This window comes from Streptomyces albus subsp. albus (assembly GCF_000719865.1).
In the GTDB taxonomy this organism is placed as follows: domain Bacteria; phylum Actinomycetota; class Actinomycetes; order Streptomycetales; family Streptomycetaceae; genus Streptomyces; species Streptomyces albus_E.
This window is the reverse complement of sequence record NZ_JOID01000052.1, coordinates 1-17070: the sequence shown is the minus strand read 5'-3', so window position 1 is coordinate 17070 and position 17070 is coordinate 1. Positions and strand designations below refer to the sequence as shown.

At 73.1% G+C, this 17070-nt stretch carries 11 protein-coding genes and 1 pseudogene; 1 reads left to right on the top strand and 11 read right to left on the bottom strand.

The features are described from left to right. Positions 1-543: 543 nt before the first annotated feature. Positions 544-1173: a pyridoxamine 5'-phosphate oxidase gene (gene pdxH, locus IF83_RS0128770; RefSeq protein ID WP_037681905.1), complete on the bottom strand. Its 630-nt coding sequence runs from the start codon at positions 1171-1173 to the stop codon at positions 544-546. 510 nt (positions 1174-1683) lie between these two features. Between pdxH and IF83_RS0128765 the strand changes: the two genes are divergently transcribed. Next, entirely contained in the window at positions 1684-2784 is a 1101-nt protein-coding gene (locus IF83_RS0128765; protein ID WP_030549198.1) for a citrate synthase 2, read from the top strand. Positions 2785-3030: 246 nt separating this feature from the next. Here IF83_RS0128765 and IF83_RS0128760 read toward each other — a convergent pair whose 3' ends face one another. The 10 genes and pseudogenes from IF83_RS0128760 to IF83_RS35695 form a co-directional block, all read right to left on the bottom strand. After that, positions 3031-3729 carry a TetR/AcrR family transcriptional regulator gene (locus IF83_RS0128760; protein ID WP_078843996.1) on the bottom strand — a complete coding sequence of 233 codons (699 nt, stop codon included), beginning with the start codon at positions 3727-3729 and terminating at the stop codon, positions 3031-3033. Next, entirely contained in the window at positions 3717-4517 is an 801-nt protein-coding gene (locus IF83_RS0128755; RefSeq protein WP_037681900.1) for an enoyl-CoA hydratase family protein, read from the bottom strand. Before IF83_RS0128755 ends, IF83_RS0128760 begins: the two co-directional genes overlap by 13 nt. After that, positions 4514-6115 (bottom strand): 4-coumarate--CoA ligase family protein, encoded by a 1602-nt coding sequence (locus IF83_RS0128750; protein ID WP_030549193.1) that lies wholly within the window; start codon positions 6113-6115, stop codon positions 4514-4516. Before IF83_RS0128750 ends, IF83_RS0128755 begins: the two co-directional genes overlap by 4 nt. 336 nt (positions 6116-6451) lie before the next feature. After that, the gene (locus IF83_RS0128745; RefSeq protein WP_030549190.1) at positions 6452-7744 is read right to left on the bottom strand and encodes an acyl-CoA dehydrogenase family protein; all 1293 of its coding nucleotides are present in this window, start codon (positions 7742-7744) and stop codon (positions 6452-6454) included. Positions 7745-8193: 449 nt separating this feature from the next. Beyond that, on the bottom strand, positions 8194-10392 hold the full coding sequence (locus tag IF83_RS0128740; RefSeq protein WP_244177254.1) for an ATP-binding protein: 2199 nt from the start codon (positions 10390-10392) through the stop codon (positions 8194-8196). A gap of 8 nt (positions 10393-10400) precedes the next feature. After that, positions 10401-11996, bottom strand: a complete 1596-nt coding sequence (locus tag IF83_RS0128735; RefSeq protein ID WP_030549186.1) for an acyl-CoA carboxylase subunit beta — start codon at positions 11994-11996, stop codon at positions 10401-10403. A gap of 94 nt (positions 11997-12090) precedes the next feature. Continuing rightward, positions 12091-13860: an acyclic terpene utilization AtuA family protein gene (locus tag IF83_RS0128730; protein ID WP_051723511.1), complete on the bottom strand. Its 1770-nt coding sequence runs from the start codon at positions 13858-13860 to the stop codon at positions 12091-12093. A gap of 206 nt (positions 13861-14066) precedes the next feature. Continuing rightward, positions 14067-14939: a TIGR03084 family metal-binding protein gene (locus IF83_RS0128725; protein WP_051723510.1), complete on the bottom strand. Its 873-nt coding sequence runs from the start codon at positions 14937-14939 to the stop codon at positions 14067-14069. Positions 14940-15574: 635 nt separating this feature from the next. Next, positions 15575-16108, bottom strand: coding sequence for a GNAT family N-acetyltransferase (locus IF83_RS0128720; protein WP_030549177.1), 534 nt, complete (start codon positions 16106-16108; stop codon positions 15575-15577). A gap of 164 nt (positions 16109-16272) precedes the next feature. Beyond that, positions 16273-16687, bottom strand: a pseudogene (locus tag IF83_RS35695) (nuclear transport factor 2 family protein). Positions 16688-17070: the final 383 nt, after the last annotated feature.

The window sequence follows — 17070 nt, the reverse complement described above, 5'->3', positions numbered from 1 at the left end:
GCGCGTCCGTGAGCTCGTGTCGCCGCACCATACGGGCGTCCTGCCCGGCCAACCAGGAGATCCACCCCGCCCACCAAGAGCCATCAGAAACGGCCTAGCCGTCCGTCGTCGCGCTCTGCGCACCGCCGGACCAGCACGTGAGAGATGCGTGCAGCCGGCCCAATTCCCAGCAGTCACCCGACCCGCGAGCCGCCGGTACGTCCGACCGGCCCTCCCGCCGCCGAGCCCTCCGGCCCGGGGTGAGGGGAAGAGGCTCGCGGGTCGTCTGCGTTCCCGTGCCTTCCCGCCCGCATCATCGGCGGACGGGCACCGGACCCGTTGCCCGCACCTCACCGGGCCGCGTCACCCCGCCGGGCCGCACCGCACCCCCGCCAGGCCATGCCCCGCAGGCCACGCCTCGCCGCGCATCACCGGGCCGCACCCCGTCAGGCCACGCCTCAGCCGGCCGCTCCGGCCGCCCCGCACCCCGCCGCCACAGCCGCGGGCGCCCCGCCGCCCCCGCCGCCGGTGCGCCCTGCCCCCGCAGCCGGCGCCGCCGTGCCCCTACGGGCACACCCGCTGGACCGTCCAGCCCGTCGCCGCCGCGGAGCGGAGGTAGCGCAGCCGGTCGTGGAGGCGGTTCTCGCGGCCCTGCCAGAACTCGACGGCCTCCGGGAAGACCCGGTACCCACCCCACTCCGGCGGCACCGGCACCTGCTCGCCCGGCGGGTAGCGGTCCGCCAACTCCCCGTAGGAACGGTCGAGTTCCTCGCGGGACACCACCAGTTCCGACTGCCGGCTCGCCCATGCCCCGAGCTGCGAGCCGTGCGGACGGGTCCGGAAGTACGCCACCGTCTCGTCCCGGCCGACCCGTTCGGCCACCCCCTCCACCAGCACCTGGCGGGCGATGGGGTGCCAGGGGAACAGCAGCGCCACATACGGGTTGGTGTCGATCTCGCGGCCCTTGCGGGAGGTGTAGTTCGTGAAGAAGACGAACCCGCGTTCGTCGAAGCCCTTCAGCAGGACCGTCCGCGAGCTGGGGCGGCCGCTGGCGTCGACCGTGGAGACCACCATGGCGTTCGGCTCGTAGATGCCGCTCTCCGACGCCTGCCGGAACCACCGGGCGAACTGCTCCATCGGCGCCCCGGCGAGATCTCGCTCGTACAGGCCGTCGGAGCGGTAGTGCTCGCGCATGGCGGCGGGATCGTAGTCGGGCGCCACCGGCTGATCGGCGTCGACGTGCGGCACGGACTCCACGGACTCCAGTGAATCATCAGGCACGGACTCATCTTGCAGCATCATCCGAAGAGCCGAAGACGCTGACGGAGTGTTTCCGGACCCTACGCGGCGTAACGTTTCCCCCGGAAGGTGGCACAGTGTGCCGCTTATCACGCTTCCCCGCATCGGCCGAACCGGCCAAAATCATCGGCTGGGCCCCTATAGCCCCCGGATCACGCGAGATATCGTGTCCGGCCTGTAGAGACCCTCAGTGCCTCTCCGGTGAGCCGACGCCCGAACGGATAACCATCTCCCGGGCGGGGCATCACCGGGGTAACCGTTACGGAGCGTGAACCGCGTCGGCGTCGCAGGTGCCGCGGAGCGGAGCGGCCGCGCATCCGGACCGGCACCGTACGCCGCAAAGCTTGACATTCTGGTCACAAGCCATGTGTCGACCACATCACGCCACATACGAGGAGCCGCCTGATGTCCGACTTCGTACCCGGACTCGAAGGAGTCGTCGCGTTCGAGACGGAGATCGCCGAACCGGACAAGGAAGGCGGCGCGCTCCGCTACCGCGGCGTCGACATCGAGGACCTCGTCGGTCACGTCTCCTTCGGCAACGTCTGGGGCCTCCTGGTCGACGGCGCCTTCAACCCCGGTCTGCCGCCCGCCGAGCCGTTCCCCATCCCCGTCCACTCCGGTGACATCCGCGTCGACGTCCAGTCCGCGCTCGCCATGCTCGCCCCCGTCTGGGGCCTGAAACCGCTGCTCGACATCGACGAGGCCCAGGCCCGCGACGACCTCGCCCGGGCCGCCGTCATGGCGCTCTCCTACGTCGCCCAGTCGGCGCGCGGCCAGGGCCTGCCGATGGTCCCGCAGCGGGAGATCGACAAGGCCGAGACCGTCGTCGAGCGCTTCATGAAGCGCTGGCGCGGCGAGCCCGACCCCAAGCACGTCAAGGCCGTCGACGCCTACTGGACCTCCGCCGCCGAGCACGGCATGAACGCCTCCACCTTCACCGCCCGCGTCATCGCCTCCACCGGCGCCGACGTCGCCGCGGCCCTCTCCGGCGCCGTGGGCGCCATGTCCGGCCCGCTGCACGGCGGCGCGCCCTCCCGCGTGCTCGGCATGATCGAGGAGATCGAGCGCACCGGCGACGCCACCGCCTACGTCAAGAAGGCCCTCGACAAGGGCGAGCGCCTCATGGGCTTCGGCCACCGCGTCTACCGCGCCGAGGACCCGCGCGCCCGCGTGCTGCGCCGCACCGCCAAGGAGCTGGCCGCGCCGCGCTTCGAGGTCGCCGAGGCCCTGGAGCGCGCGGCCCTGGAGGAGCTGCACAACCGGCGCCCCGACCGGGTGCTGGCCACCAACGTCGAGTTCTGGGCCGCCATCGTGCTCGACTTCGCAGAGGTGCCCGCGCACATGTTCACCTCGATGTTCACCTGCGCCCGCACGGCCGGCTGGTCCGCGCACATCCTGGAGCAGAAGCGCACGGGCCGCCTGGTGCGCCCCTCGGCCCGCTACATCGGCCCGGGCACCCGCGACCCGCGCGAGGTCGAGGGCTACGGGGACATTTCCGGCTGAGCCACGGCTCGCTTCCCGTTTCCCGTTTTCCCGTTTCCCGCTGAACCGTCCGTCCGCGCCGCGCCCGCCGGCGTCACTGCCCCCGCACTCCGGTGCGGGGGCAGTGCGCTGCCGGGCGGAGGCCGGGTCGGGTGGCCCGGGTCCGGGCGATCCGGGTGACCTGGGCGATCCGGGTGGTTCCGGTGATCCGAGTAGTTCCGGTGATCCGGGCGGTCCCGGCAGTTCCGGATCTCCGGGAACGAGGCCTCAGGACCCCCCGTCCTCCCGGGTGGCCCCGTCCACCCCGGTGGCCCCCTCCTCCTCGGTGCCGCCGTCCGCCCGGCCGAGCGTGCCGTCCAGGATGCGGGCCCACTGGGCCACGACCCGGTCGCGGCGGGCCGCGTCGTCCGTGAGCAGCGTGGCCAGACCGAGGCCGCGGGCCATGTCCAGAAGGCCCTGCACCGTCTCGCGGACCCCCGGCACCGATTCGTCGGCGCCCAGCAGTTCGATCGCCATCCGGTGGCTCTCCCGGCCGATACGAGCCTCCAGCGCGGTGACCCGCGGCTTGAGCTGCTCCTCGTTCGAGGCGGCCACCCAGAGGTGCAGCGCGGCCCGGAACAGCGGCCCCGTGTAGAGGGCGACGATCGCCTCCACGACGGCCCGAGTGCGGCCGCCCGGCGCGGCGCCCCCGCCCCGCGCGGTGCGCCCGCCGCTGATCATCGCCCGCAGCGCCGCCGAGCGTTCCTCCGCCACGTGTTCGACCGCCGCGGTGAACAGGTCCTCCCGGGTCGGGAAGTGGTGCTGTGCCGCACCGCGGGACACCCCCGCGCGCTCGGCGACCACCGTGACCGTGCTGCCGCTCCAGCCGTGTTCGGCGAGGCAGGCGACCGCCGCCTCCAGCAGCCGCTGCCGGGTGGCACGGCTGCGGTCCTGCTTGGGCCCGCGGGCCGTCGTCACCGCGCCCATACCGGGTCCCGGCGTTCCAGGAAGGCCGTCATGCCCTCGCGGGCCTCCGCGGAGGTGAAGAGGCGGGCCGACTGCTCGGCCAGCGCCTGGGTGTCCCGGTCGAACCGGCGCAGGACGTCGGCGGTGACCAGCTTCTTCGACTCCGCCAGCCCTTGCGGGGACGCCCGCCGCAGACCGTCCAGGATCGGGGCGAGCGCCGCGTCCGGATCCTCGGCCGAGACGGTGACGAGGCCGATCCGGCTCGCCTCGGCCGCGTCGAACCGCTCACCCGTCAGGTAGTAGCGGGCGGCCGCGCGGGGGTCGAGACGCGGCAGCAGCGGCAGGGAGATCACCGCCGGTGCCAGACCGAGCCGGGCCTCGGTGAACGCGAAGCTCGTGCCCGGCCCCGCCACCGAGATGTCGCAGCACCCCAGCAGGCCCAGTCCGCCCGCCCGCGCATGGCCGGTCACGCGGGCCACCACGGGCTTCGGCAGCTCCGTGACCGTACGGAGCAACCGGGCCAGGCCGAGCGGGGCGGAGGCGGCGTCCGCCGAGCCGGCCTCCGTCAGGTCCGCGCCCGCGCAGAACGTGTTGCCCGTGTGGGTGAGCAGCACGGCGCGCACCTCCGGGTCGGCGGCGGCCTCCGCCAGCGCCTCGTGCAGTTCGGTGACGAGGCGGGTGGAGAGCGCGTTGCGGTTGTGCGGCGAGTCGAGGGTGAGCGTGGTGACACCGCGTTCGGTGGCACGGCGCACCAGGGGCCGCGCGACGGGCTGTTCGGAGTGTTGTGCCGGGGCCTGTGCGTCTGTCATGGCGTGGTGGAGGTCCTTTCCCGGGTCCGGAGTTCGCGCCGGAGGATCTTGCCGCTGACGGCGCGGGGCACCGCGTCCAGAAACTCCACCCGGCGGATCTTCTTGTAGGGGGCGACCCGTTCGGCAACGTACGCCATGACCTGCTCGGCCGTGGTCCCGGCCCCCGGCCTGCGCACGACGTAGGCCTTGGGGATCTCGTTGCCGTCCTCGTCCGTCACACCGATGACCGCCGCGTCGGCGAGGTCCGGGTGGGTCAGCAGACAGGCTTCCAGCTCGGCGGGCGGCACCTGGTAGCCCTTGTACTTGATGAGCTCCTTGACCCGGTCGACGACGAAGAGCCAGCCGTCGGCGTCCACCCGGCCGACGTCCCCAGTGTGCAGCCAGCCGTTCTCGTCGATCATGGCGGCGGTCGCGTCCGGGCGGCCGAGGTAGCCCTTCATCACCTGGGGGCCGCGGATCAGGACCTCCCCCGGCTCGTCCGGCCCCAGGTCCCGCGCCGGGTCGTCGAGGGAGACGATCCGCATCTCGGTGCCGGGCACCAGAAGGCCGACGGTGCCGGGCGGCGGGTCCTCCGCGTCGAGCGGTACGGCATGGGTGCCGGGCGACAGCTCCGTCATCCCGTACGCCTGCAGCACGGGCGGCACGCCGAGCCTGCGGGAACAGGCCGCGGCCAGCTCGGCGTCCAGGGGTGCGGCGGCGCTCAGGACGTACCGCACGGACGACACGTCGTGCTCCGTGACCGCCGGGTGCTTGGCCAGGGCCAGCACGATCGGCGGGGCCACGTAGAGGGCCGTGACCCGGTGGCGTTCGATGGCCGACAGATACTGCTCCAGGTCGAAGCGGGGCAGCACGACGACGGTGGCGCCGCGGCGGAGCGGTGCGTTCATGAGCGCCGTCAGGCCGTAGATGTGGAAGAAGGGCAGGACGGCGAGGATGCGCTCGTCCGCGTCCTGCGGGGTCAGCGGGTCGAGCTGGGCGAGGTTCGTGGCGATGTTGCGGTGGGTGAGCATCACGCCCTTGGGGGAGCCGGTGGTGCCCGAGGAGTACGGCAGCACCGCCACGTCCCCGGCCGGGTCGATCTCCACCACCGGCTCCGGGGCGGTGCAGGCGAGCATGTCGTGCAGGACGGAGCGGTGGCCCTCCGCCCGGTCGCAGACGAAGATTTCCGCGACCCGGCCGCCCACGGCTGCTTCCGCCTTCGCAGCCGCCGCCTTGGCCGTCTCCAGGAGCAGGGAGACCGTGACGATCCAGCGGGCCCCGGAGTCGCGCAGCTGTTTGCCGAACTCCTCGGCGGTGGCCAGCGGGTGGACGGTCGTGACGGCTGCGCCCGCCATGGTCGCGGCGTAGAAGACGGCCGGGTAGGCGATGGTGTTCGGGCTGTGCAGGGCCAGGACGTCGCCCTTCCGGACCCCCGCCTCGGCGAGCGCCGCGGCGATCCGGCGGGTGAAGGCGTCGAGTTGGGCGTAGCTGACCGTGGTGCCGTCCACGCCGTCGATCAGCGCGGGGGTGTCCCCGTATTCGGCGGCCCGGCCGAGTACGGCTTCGTGGATGGGCTGATCGACGGGTTGGACGTCCGGGTAGGTGCTCCGGTGGACCATGGCGATCCCTCCGCTCTGTGTGTCCCTGTGTCCCTGTCCCTGCTGTGCTCGTGTTGTCTGTGGCTGTGTGGCTGTGGAGCGTGGGGCTGTAGCTGTGCCGCTTGCGCGGCTGGGGCTGTGTGCCTGTTCCTGTGTGTCCGTGCCGCTTCTGTGCCTGTGTCCGCGAGCCGTGACCGAGCGCGCCCGCACGGTCTCGGGTTGCCCGGACCCCTGTGCCGTTCGCGCGCCGGATGGCCGGTGCCGGGTGCCGGATGCCGCACCGGGTGTGCGGCACCAGACCCCTACGGCATGTGACGCGCCTCACAGCCTCGCGGGTGGCTCACAAGGATGGCCGATTCAGTACGACTTGGGGAGCCCCAGGGACTGGTGGGACACATAGTTGAGGATCATTTCCCGGCTCACCGGGGCGATCCGGGCCACCCGGGAGGCGGTGACGAGCTGCGCCAGGCCGTACTCCTTGGTCAGCCCGTTGCCGCCGAGCGTGTGCACCGCCTGGTCCACCGCCTTGACGTTCGCCTCGGCAGCCGCGTACTTGGCCATGTTGGCCGCCTCGCCCGCGCCGATGTCGTCCCCCGCGTCGTAGAGACGGGCCGCCTTCTGCGTCATGAGCCGCGCCAGTTCGAGCTCTATGTGCGCCTGCGCGAGCGGGTGCGCGATCGCCTGGTGCGCGCCGATGGGCGCTTTCCACACCTGCCGGGTACGGGCGTAGTCGACCGCCTTCGCCAAGGCGTGGCGGCCCATCCCGAGAGCGAACGCGGCCGACATGATGCGCTCCGGGTTGAGCCCCGCGAAGAGCTGGAGCAGGCCCGCGTCCTCGTCGCCGACGAGTGCCTCGGCCGGCAGCCTGATGTCGTCGAAGCTCAGCTCGAACTGCTTCTCGGCCGCGTACAGCTCCATGTCGATCGGCCGGTACTCGAACCCGGGGGTGTCCCGGGGGACGATGAACAGGCAGGGCTTGAGCTTGCCGGTGCGGGAGTCCTCGGTGCGGCCGACGATCAGCGTGGCGTCCGAGATGTCCACACCGGAGATGAAGACCTTCCGGCCGGTGAGCAGCCAGTCGCCGCTGCCGTCGGGGGCGCGGCGGCCGGTGGTGGTGATCCGGTGCGAGTTCGAACCGGCGTCGGGCTCGGTGATTCCGAAGGACATCATGCGGCTGCCGTCGGCGAGTCCGGGCAGCCACTGCTGCTTCTGCTCCTCGGTGCCGAAGCGGGCGATGACCGTGCCGCAGATCGACGGCGAGACGACGAGCATGAGGAGCGGGCAACCGGCCGCACCCAACTCCTCCAGCACGATCGCGAGTTCGGATATGCCGGCGCCCCCGCCGCCGTACTCCTCGGGCAGGTTGATGCCCAGGTAACCGAGTTTGGCGGCCTCCTGCCAGAGATCCTGGATGTGGCGGTCCTTGGCGGTGGGTGCGGTGGGTGCGGTGGTCCCCGTGGTCCCGGTGGATCCCGTTCCGGAAGTGCCGCCGGTGGCCTCGGCGTTCCCTCCCGGGCCGGAGTCGGCCGCGCCGAAGAAGTTCCGCGCGTACCGGGCCCCGAGGGCGGCGACGGCTTGGCGGAGGGCGCGGTGTTCGTCGGGCTCGAGCGCTGTGGACGCGGTGACTGCGGCGGACGGTGACGCGGACATGGGGGCCTCCTCGGAAGGGGCGGGCTGGGGAATGTTGTACGGGCCGGCCGACGGGCGGCGGCTGTACGGGTCGGCTTGAGGGCGGGGCGGACTTGTTCGGGCGGGAGGTGTTGTTCGGGCGGTGCTGTTCGGACGGACGGTGTTGTTCGGGCGGAGGGGCTTGTTCCGTGGACGGGCTTGTTCGGGCGGGCCGGGCGGGTGAGCTGTGCGGATGAGCTGCGGACGAACTTGTGGGCCGGTGGACAGACCCCGGAGGGTGGACAGAGCCGAGCGGACGGGACCGGGGAGCCGGGACCGGGAGCCGGGACCGGGCCCCTGTGCCGGGGACCGAGCGGGCGGGGCCGAGCATCTGCCCCAGGCACCCCGGTCGGCCGCCCCCGGCCGGGCCGCCCCCGCCAAGCTCCCGCCGTCGAGCCCCGGCGGGCTCCCGCCCCGCCCCTCCCCGCCCTCTAGGGACCCTCCGAGACGACGGCCAGCAGGGCGCCGACCTCCACCTGCTGCCCCGGGGTGGCGTGGAGGGCCGTCAGGGTGCCGGGGGTGGGGGCCGTGATGCGGTGCTCCATCTTCATGGCCTCCAGCCACAGCAGCGGCTGCCCCTGCTCCACCCGGTCACCGACGGCGATCTCCGCCACCCGCACCACCGTGCCCGGCATCGGGGCGAGCAGCGAGCCCGGCTCGGTGCGGGCGGTGGGGTCCGGGAAGCGGGGGACGGTGCTGAACGCATGGGCGCCGAGGGGCGAATCGACGTGGACGCGGGTGCCGTACACCGCCACCTCGAAGGTCCGGCGGACCCCGCCGGCCTCCAGGGTGACGCGCTCCGGGCTAGCCGCGATCAGCCGTACGTCCGGATGGCCGGGGGCGTCCAGGCCGTCGCGGGTGAGGCGGTGGCGGATCTCGTACTCGGTGCCGTCGGGCTCGGCGCGGTAGACGGTGGTCCGGTGGCCGGAGGGCAGGTTGCGCCAGCCCCCCAGACGGGCGGGGAGGCTCCCCGCCGGACCGGTACGGGCGGCCGTGGCGGCCAGGGCCGCCGCCAGGGCGGAGATGCCCACCGCCGGGTCGCCCACCGCCGGGTCCACCGCCGGGTCGCTTCCCGCTTGTTCACCGGCCTCCGGCTCGCCCGCCGCCCGCCCGCCCGCCACCGGGTCGGCGGCGGCTGCCGGTCCCGTGAGTTCCGGCAGGTTGCGGTCGTAGAAGCCGGTGTCCAGCCGGCCCGCCGTGAAGTCCGGGTGGCGGAGGGAGCGGACCAGCAGGTCCCGGTTGGTGACCGGGCCGTGGACCCGGGCCCGGGACAGCGCGTCGGCCAGGCGCCGGACCGCCTCCGCCCGCGTGGGCGCGTGCACGATCGCCTTAGCCAGCATGGGGTCGTAGTGGACGCCGATGGTGTCGCCCCCGGTGAACCCGGTGTCCAGCCGGACGCCCGGCACGTCGAGGCGGTGCAGCGGCCCGGACTGGGGCTGCCAGTCGCGGGACGGGTCCTCCGCGTACAGCCGGGCCTCGACGGCGTGCCCGGCGGGGGCGGGCGGTCCGGCGGGCAGTTCGGCGCCCTCGGCGATCCGGAGCTGCCAGGCGACCAGGTCGAGGCCGTAGACCGCCTCGGTCACCGGGTGCTCCACCTGCAGGCGGGTGTTCATCTCCAGGAAGTACGCCCGGTGTTCGGCGGAGACGAGGAACTCGACCGTTCCCGCGCCCGTGTAGCCGATGGCGCGGGCCGCCTCGGCCGCGGCCGTGTGGAGCGTGTCGCGCAGCGGCTGCGGCAGGCCCGGAGCCGGGGCCTCCTCGATGACCTTCTGGTGGCGGCGCTGGAGGGAGCAGTCGCGGGTGCCGAGCGCCCAGACGGTGCCGTGGGTGTCGGCCAGGATCTGCACCTCGACGTGGCGGCCGTTCTCCACGTACGGCTCGGCGAACACCTCGCCGTCGCCGAAGGCCGAGGCGGCCTCCGCGGAGGCGGCGGCCAGTTCGGCGGGCAGTTCGGCGAGGTCGCGGACCAGCCGCATACCGCGTCCGCCGCCACCGGCCGCCGCCTTGATCAGAAGGGGGAGGTCGGAGCCGGTGGCCCGCTCCGGGTCCACGGGGCGCAGCAGGGGCACCCCCGCCCCGGCCATGAGTTCCTTGGCGCGGGTCTTGGACGCCATCGCGGCGATCGCCTCGGGGGGCGGGCCGATCCACACCAGCCCGGCGTCCAGGACCTGCCGGGCGAAGCCGGCGTTCTCGGAGAGGAATCCGTAGCCGGGGTGGACCGCGTCGGCGCCGGCCGTGAGGGCCGCCTTCACGATCAGGTCGCCGCGGAGATAGGTCTCCGCGGGGCTGTCGCCCGGCAGTCGCACGGCGGCGTCGGCGGTACGGACGTGCAGGGCTTCCGCGTCGGCGTCGGAGTGCACGGCGACCGTGGCGAGGCCGAGTTCGCGGCAGGTGCGGAAGACGCGGCAGGCGATCTCCCCGCGGTTGGCGACCAGCACGGTGCGCAGGGGGCGGGCGGCGGCGGCCGCGTCGGCCGCGACGGGTTCGGTGGCCGTCTCCGGGCCCGGCTGCGCGGCCGGGGGCGTGTTCGGCCCGGCGCCCGGTCCCGCGTGCGTCCCGGTGTTCGACTCGGTGTTCAGCCCAGCGTTCGGCTCTGTGCTCGACTCTGTGTTCATCCCGGTGTTCGGCATGGCTCCCCTCACATCCGGAAGACGCCGAAGCCGCGGGCGCCTTCCACGGGTGCGGTGTGGATCGCGGACAGGCACAGGCCGAGCACGGTGCGGGTGTCGCGCGGGTCGATGACGCCGTCGTCGTAGAGGCGTCCGGACAGGAAGAACGGCAGCGACTCGGATTCGATCTGCTGCTCGACCATGGCGCGCAGCGCGGCGTCCGCGTCGTCGTCGTACGGCTGCCCCTTGGCGGCGGCGGAGGCGCGGGCGACGATCGACAGGACACCGGCGAGCTGCTGCGGTCCCATCACCGCCGACTTCGCGCTGGGCCAGGCGAAGAGGAAGCGCGGGTCGTACGCCCGTCCGCACATGCCGTAGTGGCCAGCGCCGTAGGAGGCGCCCATGAGGACGGAGAGGTGCGGGACCCGGGAGTTGGACACCGCGTTGATCATCTGCGCGCCGTGCTTGATGATGCCGCCCTGCTCGTACTCCTTGCCGACCATGTAGCCGGTGGTGTTGTGCAGGAAGACCAGCGGGATGTCGCGCTGGTTGGCGAGCTGGATGAACTGCGCGGCCTTCTGCGACTCCTCGCTGAACAGCACGCCCTGGGCGTTGGCGAGGATGCCGACCGGATAGCCGTGCAGGGACGCCCAGCCGGTGGCGAGACTGCTGCCGTAGAGCGGCTTGAACTCGTCGAAGTCCGAGCCGTCGACGACGCGGGCGATGACCTCGCGCGGGTCGAACGGGGTCCGGAGATCACCGGGGACGATCCCGAGGAGCTCGTCCTCGTCGTACCTCGGCGGCTCGGCGGGGCCCGGATCGGCGTGCGCCTTGCGGTGGTTGAGCCGGGCGACGACGCGGCGGGCCTGCCGCAGCGCGTCGGGTTCGTCGACGGCGAAGTGGTCGGCGAGCCCGGAGGTGCGGGCGTGCATCTCGGCGCCGCCCAGCGACTCGTCGTCGCTCTCCTCGCCCGTGGCCATCTTGACCAGCGGCGGCCCGCCGAGGAAGACCTTCGCGCGCTCCTTCACCATGATCGTGTGGTCGGACATCCCCGGGATGTACGCCCCGCCGGCCGTGGAGTTGCCGAAGACCACGGCGATGGTGGGGATGCCGGCGGCCGACAGCCGGGTGAGGTCCCGGAAGAGCGCCCCGCCCGGGATGAAGATCTCCTTCTGGCTGGGCAGGTCCGCGCCGCCCGACTCGACGAGGCTGACCACCGGGAGGCGGTTGGCGAAGGCGATCTCGTTGGCGCGCAGGGCCTTCTTCAGCGTCCAGGGGTTGCTGGCGCCGCCGCGCACGGTCGGATCGTTGGCGGTGATCAGGCATTCGACGCCCTCGATCACCCCGATGCCGGTGACGAGGGAGGCGCCCACGGTGTAGTCGCTGCCCCAGGCGGCGAGCGGGGACAGTTCCAGGAAGGGCGTGTCCGGGTCGAGGAGCAGTTCGATGCGCTCGCGGGCGAGGAGCTTGCCCCGCTTGCGGTGCCGGGCCACGTACTTCTCACCGCCGCCCGCCAGGGCCTTGGTGTGCTCGGCGTCGAGATCGGCGAGTTTGGCGAGCATCGCGTCGCGGTTGGCCGCGTAGTCGGCACCTGCGGTGTCGAGCGCGGAGGGAAGCACGGTCACGGGGCGACCTCCCGCGTCTCCCGTGCTTCTCGCGCCTCTCGCGCCTCTCGCACGTCCCGACGGTGCGGGGAACGCCGGTTGGCGGGCGGACTCGTCACAGCAGTACCTCCGGTATGTCCAGGTGACGGGCGCGCAGCCACTCCCCCAGGGCCTTCGCCTGCGGGTCGAAGCGGGCCTGGGCGGCGACACCCTCGCCCAGCAGGCCGTCCACGGTGAAGTTCAGGGCGCGCAGCCCCGGCAGTACATGGCGGGTGACGGGCAACGCCCGCACCTCGGGCAGCAGTTCACGCAGCCGATCGGCCGTCAGCGCGTGGGCCAGCCAGCGCCAGGCCTCGTCCGTCTCCGCCCACAGGCCGACGTTCGCGCTGCCGCCCTTGTCCCCGCTGCGTGCCCCGGCGACCAGCCCGAGCGGCGCGCGGCGGGTCGGCAGCCCGGGCGGGAGCGGTTCGGGCAGGGGCGGCTCGGGCACCTCCTCCAGCGGCCGCGCCTCCGGCGGCGGCTTCACGGCGACGCGCTCGCCGTCCGGCAGCACGGCCGTGTGCGGCACCCCGGCCGCGTCCACGTACACGGCCTCGAACACCCCGTACGGGGATCCCGGGCCGGGCGGGGCGGTGAGGTGGAAGCCCGGGTAACTGGCCAGCCCCAGCTCCACGGCCGCGCCGCTGACCCGGCGGCCGACCGCCTCCGGGTCCGGATCGCGCACCACCAGCCGCAGCAGCGCGCTCGACTCCTCCTCCACGGACGCGTCGGCCCGGTCCGTGCGGGCCAGGGTCCAGCGCACCTCGGCGGGGCGGCGGGCCGCCAGCGCGGCCTCCATCTGCTCGCGCACCAGCCCCGCCTTGGCCTCGATGTCGAGTCCGGTCAGCACGAAGACGACCTCGTTGCGCCAGCCGCCGATCCGGGTCAGCCCCGCCTTGAGCACCGGCGGCGGAGCCTCACCCCGTACGCCGCTGATCCGCACCCGGTCGGGACCGTCCGACGCGAGGCGTACGGAGTCCAGGCGGGCGGTGACGTCCGGACCGGCGTAGCGGGCGGCGGCCGTCTCGTAGAGGAGCTGGGCGGTGACCGTGCCGGTCGTGACCAGGCCACCGGTGCCCGGATGCTTGGTGATGACGGAGCTGCCGTCCGCGTGCAGCTCGGCGACCGGGAAGCCGGGGCGGCGCAGGGACCGGGGATCGTGCCGGGCGAAGAAGGCGTAGTTGCCGCCGGTCGCCTGGGCGCCGCATTCGAGGACGTGCCCGGCGACGACCGCGCCGGCGAGGGCGTCCCAGTCGTCCGGCGCCCAGCCGAAGTGCGCGGCGGCCGGGCCGGTGACGAGGGCGGCGTCCGTGACCCGGCCGGTGACCACCACATCGGCACCGGCCCGCAGGCAGGCGGCGATACCGGCACCGCCGAGGTAGGCGTTGGCGGTGAGGACGCCGTCGCCCCAGCCCGCGTCGGCGGCACGGTGCAGGAGGTCGTCGCCCTCGACGTGCGCGACCCGCACGGGGACGCCGACGCGCTCGGACAGGGCGCGGATCGCGTCGGCGAGCCCGGCGGGGTTCAGGCCGCCGGCGTTGGTGACGATCTTCACGCCGCGTTCGGCGGCGAGGCCGAGGCCTTCCTCCATCTGACGCAGGAAGGTCTTGGCATAGCCGCGGGAGGGGTCCTTGAGGCGGTCGCGGCCCAGGATGAGCATGGTCAGCTCGGCCAGGTAGTCACCGGTGAGGATGTCCAGCGGACCGCCGGTCAGCATCTCGCGGACGGCGTCGAAGCGGTCGCCGTAGAAGCCGGAGGCGTTGCCGATACGGAGAGGGGCCGGGGCGGGGGCGGGATCCGGTTCGGGGACGGAGCGCGACTCGGGGTTGGGGGCAGTGGCTCTCAGGTCGGTTCCGTTCACTGGTGCGGTTCTGTGGTCCGGCGCGGGTGCGGTCCCGTGCTCCGGTGAAGTGCCGGACGGCGAGGGACCGGACGGTGGCGTACGGGCCGGTGGGGCTCCGTCTCCCGGCGGTGTTCCGTGCGCAGCCCTGTGCCCAGCCCCGTGCCCAACCCTGGGCGCAGCCCCGTGCTCAGCCCTGGGCGCAGCCCCGGTCACAGCGCTCCTCCCGCGCTTTCCGACGCGCCTACCTCCGTGACCGTCACCGAGCCGGCCCCTCCCGCGCCGTCGGCGCTTCCCCCGGCTGCCGGTTCGCGCCCCTTGCCGGGCGGCCCGGCGAACGCCTGGGCGATGTCCAGCCAGTGCTCGGCGTCCGGGCCCTCGGCGCGCAGGGCCAGGTCGGAGCGGTGCGCCCGCTGAGTGGCCAGCAGACAGAAGTCCAGGGCGGAGCCGGTGACGCGCTGCGCGGCGTCCTCCGGCCCGTACGTCCACAAGTCCCCGTCCGGGGCGGTCAGTTCCACCCGAAACTCCTCGGTGGGCGGTACGAGCCCGTGCACCATGTACGCGTAATCGCGGGCCCGTACCCCGATCCGCGCGACATGGCGCAGCCGGCCCGTCGGCTCGCGGCGGACCCCGAGCGCGTCGGCCACGTCCTGCCCGTGGGCCCAGGTCTCCATAAGCCGGGCCGTGGCCATCGAGGCCACGCCCATCGGAGGCCCGTACCAGGGGAGCCGGGCTCCGTGCGGCCGGCCGACGAGCGCGCGGTGGAGTGCGGCGCGTCCGGTGCGCCAGTGGTCGAGGAGGGCGGCGGGCGGGAGTTCGTCGACGAGCCGCTGAGCGCCGTCGTCGACGAAGGTCTCGGGCGAGGCAAGCGCCTGAGCCGCGTCCTCGGCGAAGGCATCGGGGTCGGTGGCGGAGAGCAGGGCGCGCTCGTCGGTCCAGGCGAGGTGGGCTATCTGGTGCGCGACGGTCCAGCCGGGGGCGGGGGTCGGCAGGCTCCAGCGCTCGGCTGCGAGCGGTGCGACGAGCTGCTCCAACTCCTCACCCTCGGCACGGAGATCGCCGAGCACGGCTGCTGGATCGGCCACGAGGTGCTCCCTTGTACGGACCGCGGAGACGGCAGAAACGGGGATGTACGGGGCTAGGGGAATACAGGGGCGTAGGGATACAGGGGCGTAGGGATGCAGAGGTGCAACGGGCTCGGACTGCTGCTGCGCGTGCGCCGTCACCCAAGCGCTTCGGCACGACCTCGGCAGGGTCCGGGGACGGCCTCGGTACGGCCTCGGTACGGCTGGACACGGGCTTGATGGCTGTACTTGATGGCTGAGCAGGTACTCGGCCGACCGTTGCGCCGGTTGGTGCGGTTACCGGGGTGGTCGTGGCCCAACGAAACGGCGTGGACCGACTGTGGCAGCAGGCCAGGAAACAAGCAAGCGTGCTTGCATTATTTTTTCACCACCGGCACGCCCGAGGATGCGCTTCACCGCAAGCTGAGCAAAAGGATGAATCCCGGGGCATATCCACCGATCCATCTCACAGCTCAGCACCGGGGAACGCGCAAGCAGCCGACGGATGCCGTCCAGCGTCCTGCTGCCCATCGTCGATGTGGAGCAGCCCAGCGGGTCGATTCGCGCGCGCCCGTTCCGCCGGGCCCGCACGCGCGCTCAGGGGCGGCCGGGGCGCGAGGACAGCAGCCGGCCCAGGCTGCCCCCGCCCGCGACGTCTACGGTCGGGCGAGGCCGCACAGGTCCTTCCGCATGAGCACGCACATCGTCCTGTAACGACGGATCGACCCATCGGGCCCCTCCTCGTCCCAGGCATCGGGCTCACGGCCGTACGCGACGTAGCCCAGACGCTCGTACAGCGCCTGAGCCCGGGGGTTGTTCTCCTCCACGGCGAGTTCGGCCCTGCGCAGGCCGCGGTCCCTGATTCTTTGTTCGGCGGCCCGGATCAGCAGCGTGCCCAGTCCACAGGACCGGAGAGCCGGGAGCACGGCGAGCTGCCACAAGGTCCCGGCCGCCTCGGCGGCCTGATAGTTGACGCCGCCGATGGCCACTGGCAGATCCACAGCAGTGGTCACCGCCAGGTAGTCGGCCTCGCCGGCCGCAGCACGCGCCAACTCCCGCTCCACGTGACGCAGGTGCGTGGCCGAACCCGACCAGGCACATGCGGGCAGGTCCCGGGGCAGCAGGTCGCGCACGCTGACGGGCATGACGACCGTGGCATCGGCCGGTCCGTGTTGGGTGATCACGGCCATGAGCGTGCCGACCGGCGCGATGACACGTCAACACTTTTCTCCCGGCCTGGGAGCGCCCGATCCGGCCCGCGAGGGTGCGCTGCCGTGTCCCGAGAAGTGCATGAACACCACACCGGTACAGGCATAGGCGCAGGCGTGTGCGGAGCGCCGATCGGACCGGCGGATCACCCGGGCCGGTGATCACCCGGGCGCCCCGGCACGGGGGTGGCCTGGTGGTAGTACATGCGCCAGCCGGAACCCCGTCCGGCTTGCGCCAGATCGAGCTGCGGCGTACGCGCTGCCCACCGCGTCGGGTTTCGTAGGTCAGATGCACCAAGCCCGGAGCCAGTACGGCACCGGTCATCCCCTCGGGCTCAGGCTCAGGCTCGGGCTCATGCGAGCCGTCGTCCGAACCGCCGGACTGCCGGGAAGTGCGGCAAGCATCTCCCGGCGGTCCCACCGACGCCCGGAAGCGCCCACCTCCGAGAAATCGGGATCCAGGAGTCTCTCCGCCCGCTGTCTCGATCTCCGCACGTCGGGATCCAACAGTTTCAGTTCACTGGCGATCGCCTCGGCCACCGCGTCTTGTTCCGCGCTCACGTGGTCATGGTGGTCGACCTCAGCCGGTTGCCTCCAAGCGGATTTCTGTCTCTTCTCCTTGGGACTGGGTGCATCTCCTTGGGACTGGGCGCAGCAGGCCGCCGATACGCGAGTTTCGCGCTTCCTTCGATGGATTGACGGTGTCGGCAGTCGGGAGAACCGGGATGCGGAGCCTGGGAGGAGTGGGAGGAGTGGCCAAGGGGACGCAAGGGGGCGGGAACGGGTACGGGGCCAGGCGCCCGCCCGGTGGGGGCCGAGGTTACGGCGCCGAGTGGGCGGCGCGCTGGTGGTGGCGGGTGCGTCGCGGGCCGGCGGGTGTCGCTGCGGCTGGGGTTACGGCATCCGTGCCGAGGGCGGGCCCGTGGTCGGTCGTCTATCCGGGG

What these genes read in the sequence shown, in the direction of transcription:
- pdxH (WP_037681905.1), bottom strand. Translation starts at nt 1,173, where the DNA reads ATGCGCGAGCACTACCGCTCCGACGGCCTGTACGAGCGAGATCTCGCC.
- IF83_RS0128765 (WP_030549198.1), top strand. Translation starts at nt 1,684, where the DNA reads ATGTCCGACTTCGTACCCGGACTCGAAGGAGTCGTCGCGTTCGAGACG.
- IF83_RS0128760 (WP_078843996.1), bottom strand. Translation starts at nt 3,729, where the DNA reads ATGGGCGCGGTGACGACGGCCCGCGGGCCCAAGCAGGACCGCAGCCGT.
- IF83_RS0128755 (WP_037681900.1), bottom strand. Translation starts at nt 4,517, where the DNA reads ATGACAGACGCACAGGCCCCGGCACAACACTCCGAACAGCCCGTCGCG.
- IF83_RS0128750 (WP_030549193.1), bottom strand. Translation starts at nt 6,115, where the DNA reads ATGGTCCACCGGAGCACCTACCCGGACGTCCAACCCGTCGATCAGCCC.
- IF83_RS0128745 (WP_030549190.1), bottom strand. Translation starts at nt 7,744, where the DNA reads ATGTCCGCGTCACCGTCCGCCGCAGTCACCGCGTCCACAGCGCTCGAG.
- IF83_RS0128740 (WP_244177254.1), bottom strand. Translation starts at nt 10,392, where the DNA reads ATGCCGAACACCGGGATGAACACAGAGTCGAGCACAGAGCCGAACGCT.
- IF83_RS0128720 (WP_030549177.1), bottom strand. Translation starts at nt 16,108, where the DNA reads ATGGCCGTGATCACCCAACACGGACCGGCCGATGCCACGGTCGTCATG.